At 41.5% G+C, this 7,065-nt stretch carries 8 protein-coding genes; 2 read left to right on the top strand and 6 right to left on the bottom strand.

The annotated features are described in order from the left end of the window. The 6 genes from IH879_16825 to IH879_16800 all read right to left on the bottom strand — a co-directional run. The coding region (locus IH879_16825) for a hypothetical protein (GenBank protein MCH7676591.1) at positions 1–395 on the bottom strand (395 nt) is incomplete at its 3' end. An 83-nt stretch (positions 396–478) separates the two neighbouring features. Next, the gene (locus tag IH879_16820; GenBank protein MCH7676590.1) at positions 479–904 is read right to left on the bottom strand and encodes an acyl-CoA thioesterase; all 426 of its coding nucleotides are present in this window, start codon (positions 902–904) and stop codon (positions 479–481) included. Between the two features lie 25 nt (positions 905–929). Further along, entirely contained in the window at positions 930–1,748 is an 819-nt protein-coding gene (locus IH879_16815; GenBank protein MCH7676589.1) for a hypothetical protein, read from the bottom strand. Between the two features lie 39 nt (positions 1,749–1,787). Then, positions 1,788–2,159, bottom strand: coding sequence for a cupin domain-containing protein (locus IH879_16810; GenBank protein MCH7676588.1), 372 nt, complete (start codon positions 2,157–2,159; stop codon positions 1,788–1,790). Between the two features lie 18 nt (positions 2,160–2,177). Continuing rightward, the gene (locus IH879_16805) at positions 2,178–3,743 is read right to left on the bottom strand and encodes a PQQ-like beta-propeller repeat protein (protein MCH7676587.1); all 1,566 of its coding nucleotides are present in this window, start codon (positions 3,741–3,743) and stop codon (positions 2,178–2,180) included. Positions 3,744–3,968: 225 nt separating this feature from the next. Continuing rightward, complete coding sequence (locus IH879_16800) at positions 3,969–4,973, bottom strand: OmpA family protein (GenBank protein ID MCH7676586.1); 1,005 nt, start codon at positions 4,971–4,973, stop codon at positions 3,969–3,971. 110 nt (positions 4,974–5,083) lie between these two features. Here IH879_16800 and IH879_16795 point away from each other — a divergent pair, with 110 nt between their 5' ends. Beyond that, positions 5,084–5,422, top strand: a complete 339-nt coding sequence (locus IH879_16795) for an STAS domain-containing protein (GenBank protein ID MCH7676585.1) — start codon at positions 5,084–5,086, stop codon at positions 5,420–5,422. 61 nt (positions 5,423–5,483) lie between these two features. Then, on the top strand, positions 5,484–7,065 hold a 1,582-nt coding region (locus IH879_16790; protein ID MCH7676584.1), incomplete at its 3' end, for a hypothetical protein.

Here is a 7,065-nt window from a genome sequence, read left to right as displayed (position 1 = left end):
GCAGATTCCGGCAGGTCCTGCATGACCACATAAAACGTATTGGTGGCCGGATCGTAGTAAGCCGCCGCCTGGCTCTGCATCACTGTCTTAGCCAAAGATTTGAAATCTTTAATTTCCGGTCCCCGGTAAAGGCCGAGTTTGCGGACAACTTTTCCGTAGTTCTTGCCAAGATTATCTGAGAATTGTTTTTCCAGCATTTTGTCAAGGTACTCGCCAAAATCTGCAAGCGATTGATTAGTAACTTTAACTGGGTGTTTAAATTTGGCTCCGCGAATCTTTTCAATTTCTACTTGGATGGAATCGATTTTACTTTGGATATTTTGTGCAACTAAAGAAATAGGATGCAAATAAACACAGGCGATTATAAGAATAATCGAGGATTTAAATTTTGGCATAGGTTTCCTAATTTAAAAAATTAAGGCTTGTGATGTGTTTCTGTATCGATATTTTTGCATGAATCCGCGGTTAAATGAGTATTTCAAGGGTGGCAGTGTTCCTTGAATTTTTTCGGCATCGAGACCATCTTCTGCTTTTCATAATCAAAGAAAATCAAGCCGGTCTTGGCCCGGGCGACTTCTTTGCCGGTTTCTGCATTTGTGAGTTTGTAAAAAAAGTCGCATCCCAATTTGTGAAAGTTGCCCGGTGCGACTTCTATTTTTAAAATATCGCCGTGGAAGGCTTCTGCTTTATAAATGATCGTTGCATGCACCATAATTGTGCCCGCACCGTCCACGTTGAGTTCTGTGAATCCAAATTGCTTCAAGAAACGAACTCTTGCTTCATTAATGAAAGATAGAACGTTGTCGTTGCCAAGATGGCCGGCATAATTTATATCGGTCACCTGCACGGGAATTTCAGTTGAAAACGTAAAATATTTTGGGAGTTGTAGTTGGGGTCGAGGCATTGGATCTAATAAGTATGTAGCATTTTTATTCGGACTCTTCCTCAGTACTTGGCCAGAACAACCCTTTCTTACTTTTGGGATTTCTTTTTTTGTATTTCTTATGGTAGTGTTTCATTAGTTTCACGGCTTTGGGGGCTCGTTTTTTAGAGTACCCCATTTCAGAAAAGCGCTGTTCCATGTCCATTTCATCCAAAATTGGTCTGAATTTTTTGAAGACACTTTCTAGAAAATATGTAAATTTGAGAGTGAGGCTGGAAAAGTCGACTATATATTCCTTAAGATGTGCTTCGTGCATCGTTTTCACTCGATAAATTTTTTGATTAAACGCTTTCTGAAATGATTTCAATACCAAAACTGTTGTCGTCCATTCGTCTAACACAGAATACGTATTTGTAGCGGATTCGATGTAAGCAATAGTTGATTGCAATTTTTCTTTATAATCGACGATTCTTGAACATTCAATATCTCTTTTCTGATTAATTGTTTCTGTTAGTAGGGTTCGTGCTAACTTCAGCTTTTGAACTAGATATCCATATATTGCATGTTGAATGTAGATATCATGATCAACCTTTCCCTTTTCTATTTGCTTTATTTGGTAATCAAAATAATCGGTTATGCCAAAAATTTCTAAAATTTGATCTAGGATCGTGTTAATAAGTTCGGTTACTTGTATGCCGGCAAGTAACTTAAGAGGTCTTTGCTTTTTATTTTTTAAAATCTTGAGCACAATTGGGACAAAAATGCTCAACAGTATTATTTCAATGACTATGCCCGTTAATTCAACATAAATTCCATATCTATAATCTTGATTCGATATGTATTGGATTAGTTCCTTTAATAACATTTAAGTTCCAGAGTATCGTAGCTAATTATTCCTAGTACTTCAATCCCCAGTGGGTTCGACAGTGTTTTTTTCAATCATCAGAACCACGGTTTTTTCCGGTGCCCGGGTGCAGTGAAGCACACCATGCGGAACGGTGTACGCCTGCTGCGGGCCAAGCTCAACGGTTTCACCTTCTAAATCAATTAGAAGCTTACCCTCCAAAACCAAAAAGAATTCGTCTTCTTTATCATGTTTGTGCCAATGAAACTCACCTTCGAGTATGCCCAGGCGAACCACCGAGTCATTCACTTGACATAGAGTTTGGTTGAACCATTTCTCTTTGCAAGCAGCTACCACCCCTGGGATATCGATAAGCTGGGAGGTGCCGAACTTGGTGTCCAAATTTATGTTGTAAGTGGTTTTTGAATTCATGTCATCTTCTCCCAAAGATTAGTTTAAAACCGGCAGCTCATAACACGCCGCTTCCTGACCGTTGCGAACCAGCAAGTACGGTCCCGCGAGTGCCGGGTTGTTCCAGGTCTTGCCTTTGATTGCAGAAAAGCGTGCGAGTTCTTTGTGTTGTTCGGGGTTGGGTTCCACTAAAACTACATCTCCTTTTTCAGTTGTAATGAGAAGTAAGTTATCTACCAGTATCATTTGACCGTGACCGTAACGGCCCCTTTTCCATTGACGCTTGCCTTCTTGTAAATCAATGCAGGCCAAAATACCATCGTCCAGGCCATAAATAAATTCACCAACTGCAATGACATTGGAGAATTTGGCTTTCATACGGTTGCTTTCCCACAAAAGAACGGGAGACAGGTTGCCGTTGGTATCCTGGTTAATTTTTATCAGTTTGCTTCCGACCCCGTATCCGGTTGTTATAAAAACCCTGTCTTCCGGTAGCACGACCGGCTGGGCCACTCTTTGGGTGTCACCGGTCCAGGGAAATTTCCACAAAATTTTACCGGTCTTTGGATTATGAGCGGCAACGTATTCCCAATTAAAAATGAGAATTTGACGAACTCCGGCAATCGTGGCAATTAGGGGTGAACTATAACCGGCCCGATCATTTCCTGCTGACCAGATTTGTTCACCACTATTTCTATGATAAGCCACGAGTGACCGACCGTCCGTTCCGCCGGCGCTTACCACTACCAAACTATCCAGAAGCAGAGGAGAGCCCGTCATCCCCCATTCTATAACTACGGCATTATTTTCGTTAAGAATATTCTTGCTCCAAATGAGTTTGCCGTCTTTTAAGTTCATACAATTGAGAATACCCGTTGCGCCTAAAGTGTAAACGCGATTTCCCGAAATTGTTGGGGTTGCTTTAGGACCGATACCGCCAACAAAGGCAACGGAATCAAAGCGCGCTTTGTCACTGTGCTGCCAGCGAGTTTTACCCGATTTTAAATCATAGCAAACAACCATTTCGTCATCAGCTCGCTGTTCCTGGGTGACGGCGAAATTCCCTGAGATGGCAAACGAGGAAGCCCCCTCTCCAATCGGCTGCTTCCAAAGTTGTTTCGGCGGCTGGGCGCTCCAATCAGTGTCTAACCGGGTTCCTCTAGTTTTGCCATTCCGTTCAGGCCCAAGAAATTGCGGGTAGCTGAAAACGGCTGCGGTAAGAAGTTTATCCGTTTCCGATTTGCTGTTTAAATCTACGGTTTCAGTTTGATAAGATTTTTCAGCCCAACGCCACCCGAAAGTGGGGACCAGATCTCCGGTAAATTCTTTGAAGGGAAATAAAAAGAAAAATAAAGTTAATGACATCGCTAAACCGGCAAAGGTTGTCAAGCGAATTTTCCAACGCAAACGGGACCCAAATAACAACCAAATGGCTAACAAAAGCAGGGTAACGACTTGTGCGATAAGTGTACCAAGCATCCTTTCCTGGCGAATCCCGCTAAAGAATACCCAAAGCCATCCAACAATTCCGATGTCGAGTAAAAGAATGATCGTCGCCGGCCACCAGCGAATTCGAGGATTGTCTTGCCGTAAATTCGAGTTCATAAATGTCCCTCTTGAAAATCAAAATAGCAAATTATTGGATTGACTGGGAATTTAAATAATTAAACCAGGTTTGTCAACGGATTATCTTGTGATAAAAAAAGTTTCGGAAAAGTTGGATGGGTAAATTAATAAAGCCGTCAACCAATATGGCCGGCGGCTTTGAGGGAGGAGGAAAACAAACTCTAATTAATTTGGCTTAGACTTGTCATTGCCAAGCCATTTATTTTAATTCGCCTTAATTATAATTTTTTCAGACTTAATTCCCAAATTAACTAAATATGCCTTGACGGCATTGGCCCGTTCTAAAATTAATTTATTCTCCGATTGGTTTGCTCCAGTTACACCCAGAAGTTCCAGTTCCTCATCCGGATGGGTATCTAAATATCGATAAATTTCATGAAGCTGATGTCTGGATTTTGCTAATAAGTTTGCTGACCCACGTTCAAAATAGATCCCGTTTGCAAATTGATCTGAAGGTGCATTCTGTGCGGTTGAGTTTAAATTGGATTCGGGCATACTTTTTTCTTCAATAGGGGCTGTTTGTTGATAATTTCTGAGGCTAAGTTTCTCGTCCTCAGTGTCTTTACCCGTTTTGAAATAATGAACCAACCCAATGAAACCATGAAAAAATCCGTCAGAGGCGCCTCCCGTTATAGCGTCTAACTCATCAACGCGCGTGATGTTATAATTACCCATAGTGTTGATCGCCCAGCGTTTTCCAGTGAATAGCTCAACTCCTACTCCAAATTGCAAGGCGCCTTTCCACGCTGAAATAGGGGAGCCGTTATTCCGATAGAGTTGTTGACCATTTCCTTTTTTGGTTGAATAATGAAATCTTGACAATCCAATAGACAAAAACGGCCTGATGTTATTGTTGGGTAAGATAAACAAGCTTGCCAACAATGAAGTACTTAATAAGTCCGTTTTAATTGCATTCAGACCAGTAGTCATCTGGCCATAAGCTGCCAGGGCGGTCAAAGCCAAACGAGATGTTGGGACGTACTTAAGCATGAGTCCGCCCGTCAGCCCCATATTTGTATTTTCGACATCACCTTGCAGTTTTGAGCCGCCTACTAAAAGTCCGATTCCAAATTCGCTATTATTAAATTGCGCACTCAGAAACGTAGCATGACTCAACAACAAAATACTTATATAGAAAACCATCCTTGTTTTCATTGTGATTTTACTCCTTTTTACCACCTTCACTAACCCTAATAAAATTATCGACATTTTTAAAAAATTATCAAATAAAAAAATATTGACATCGGTACAAAAAAATGTTACATTTGCTTTAATTTTGCGGATAAGAATATTGCACCCTGAGTTAGGAGGATTAAATTATGCAAATTAAGGAACAGAAACATGGTGATGTCGTTGTGCTCGCTCTCAAGGGTAAATTAATGGGGGGGCCTGAAACCATGGCAGTTCACGAAAAGGTCAAGGAGTTATCCGGAAATAAGGTCACTAAAGTCGTGATTGATTTAAGTAAAGTAAAATGGATGAACAGTTCCGGTTTGGGCATCCTGATAGGTTCAATGACAACCATCAAAAATGCAGGCGGGGAAATGAAATTAGCCGCCGTCACAGAAAAAGTTCAAAGCCTGTTCATGATCACCAAGCTCGTCACAATTTTTGATACCGAAGACGATGTCGAAACTGCGATCAAGAATTTCAAATAAGCTTTCGCATCTTCTTGGGCTAATTTAACGTCACTCCACGATTATTCGAAGGGAAGTCTAAATGCGAAACCTTAAATGTTATGCCGCGTTGCCTGTTTTCCTCTCTTTAATATTAGTTTTAAATACTCACCATGTTAATGCTCAAAAGAAGACATTAAATAGACCTTTTGACCAGGTAACCGTCCTTGGCGTGGAATACTCAGGCTTTTCAGGTGTTCCGGTTGATGAAATCTTTTTATTCGCATATGACTCTACAACAGGAATCTGGGGGATCATTCCCTTTCAAATTGACGAGAGGGACACCTCAGGGAGTTTGCTGGGGACTGATACTGAGATTGGATTAGACGATGATGACGAAATCGTGTTTATGGCCAGGGACACCGGCGATAGAGCGCCCAAGAGCTGGATAGATAATTCAAGCTCACAATCTTCTGGCCGCTGTGAAACCAGGATTAGCGGGGACGGTGAGGCCTGGGTCTATGCTTATCGCATACCGACCGGGGCTCCACCTTTGAATACAACTGATTATGTAGATTATACTTTACCTCCAAGTGAGACAGCCGCCGACACCATTTCAGGCCAGGCATATGTTATTGCCAATGCGGCGAATGGTTTTCCCAATTCAATTTCGATTCAACCCAGTGGCGGGGGTACAGGAGTTGATATTTTAGAAAAACAAGAAATATTGATCGATTTGACTATACCTGTTATAGGAAAATTGTCGGTAAACGAGACGGATAATTTTATAAGTACCGGAGTAAAATATAAAGACGGGAAAGTTCGGGTTGTCAGAGAATTAATCATGAATATTGAGTTGTTTGGTGTGCCGGTCTTTTCCGACATAGTAATTCCTGTTAATTATTATGGTTATTCTGTCGAGATCCTGGCTGATTTTGTCATTCCTGATTCATTGCCTCTTAGCGTTACGATAACTAAAGTGCAACAGTCGTTTAATCTAAACTCGAACGCTAACGGTATGTCGCTTTTTAATGTCAACAATTCAAATATTGCTATTGATGGAGTCCCCGAAATCATAGATAGCAGTGTTGTTTTATTCCCGGAGGGTATAAACAGAATATTGTTGACCGGCCCTCAAGGAAACTGTGTTTATAATTTCAAAATCCCGGAACTCGGCGATAGTCAGTTACTTTTCTATGAGGATTCAGCCGATTCTAATTCCTATGGAAATACCGGTATCGTTATTACGGGGAGTGATGTCGAGGGAGCTGCTCCATTGGGATTGACGATTCTATTCCCCGGCTCCATTACACCGGGCCAGGAAAGTGATTTTACAACGACCGAAATCAATGACTTAGCAATTGAAAATTCAGCACAGACTTTTGATGAAATTACTTCAGTCGAATTTCAAGGCCCCGAATCAAACAGTCCTGAGTCCTTTGTTTTGGCACAAAATTTTCCAAATCCATTCAACCCGGCAACAGTCATTCAATATCAACTTCCTGGATCCGGGCTTAAAACCGCAAGAGCGATCCTCAAGGTTTATGACCTGCTCGGGAGGGAAGTTCAAACATTGGTTGATAAGGACCATGTTCCCGGATCCTATGAAATCAGGTGGGATGGGACGGACAAAGGAGGAGCGAAAGTGAGTTCCGGGATCTATATTTATCAGCTCAAATTCGAAA

Source organism: candidate division KSB1 bacterium, assembly GCA_022562085.1.
Lineage (GTDB): Bacteria > Zhuqueibacterota > Zhuqueibacteria > Oceanimicrobiales > Oceanimicrobiaceae > Oceanimicrobium.
This window is presented reverse-complemented; position numbering and strand designations above follow the sequence as displayed.

What these genes read in the sequence shown, in the direction of transcription:
- IH879_16820 (MCH7676590.1), bottom strand. Translation starts at nt 904, where the DNA reads ATGCCTCGACCCCAACTACAACTCCCAAAATATTTTACGTTTTCAACT.
- IH879_16815 (MCH7676589.1), bottom strand. Translation starts at nt 1,748, where the DNA reads ATGTTATTAAAGGAACTAATCCAATACATATCGAATCAAGATTATAGA.
- IH879_16810 (MCH7676588.1), bottom strand. Translation starts at nt 2,159, where the DNA reads ATGAATTCAAAAACCACTTACAACATAAATTTGGACACCAAGTTCGGC.
- IH879_16805 (MCH7676587.1), bottom strand. Translation starts at nt 3,743, where the DNA reads ATGAACTCGAATTTACGGCAAGACAATCCTCGAATTCGCTGGTGGCCG.
- IH879_16800 (MCH7676586.1), bottom strand. Translation starts at nt 4,973, where the DNA reads ATGTCGATAATTTTATTAGGGTTAGTGAAGGTGGTAAAAAGGAGTAAA.
- IH879_16795 (MCH7676585.1), top strand. Translation starts at nt 5,084, where the DNA reads ATGCAAATTAAGGAACAGAAACATGGTGATGTCGTTGTGCTCGCTCTC.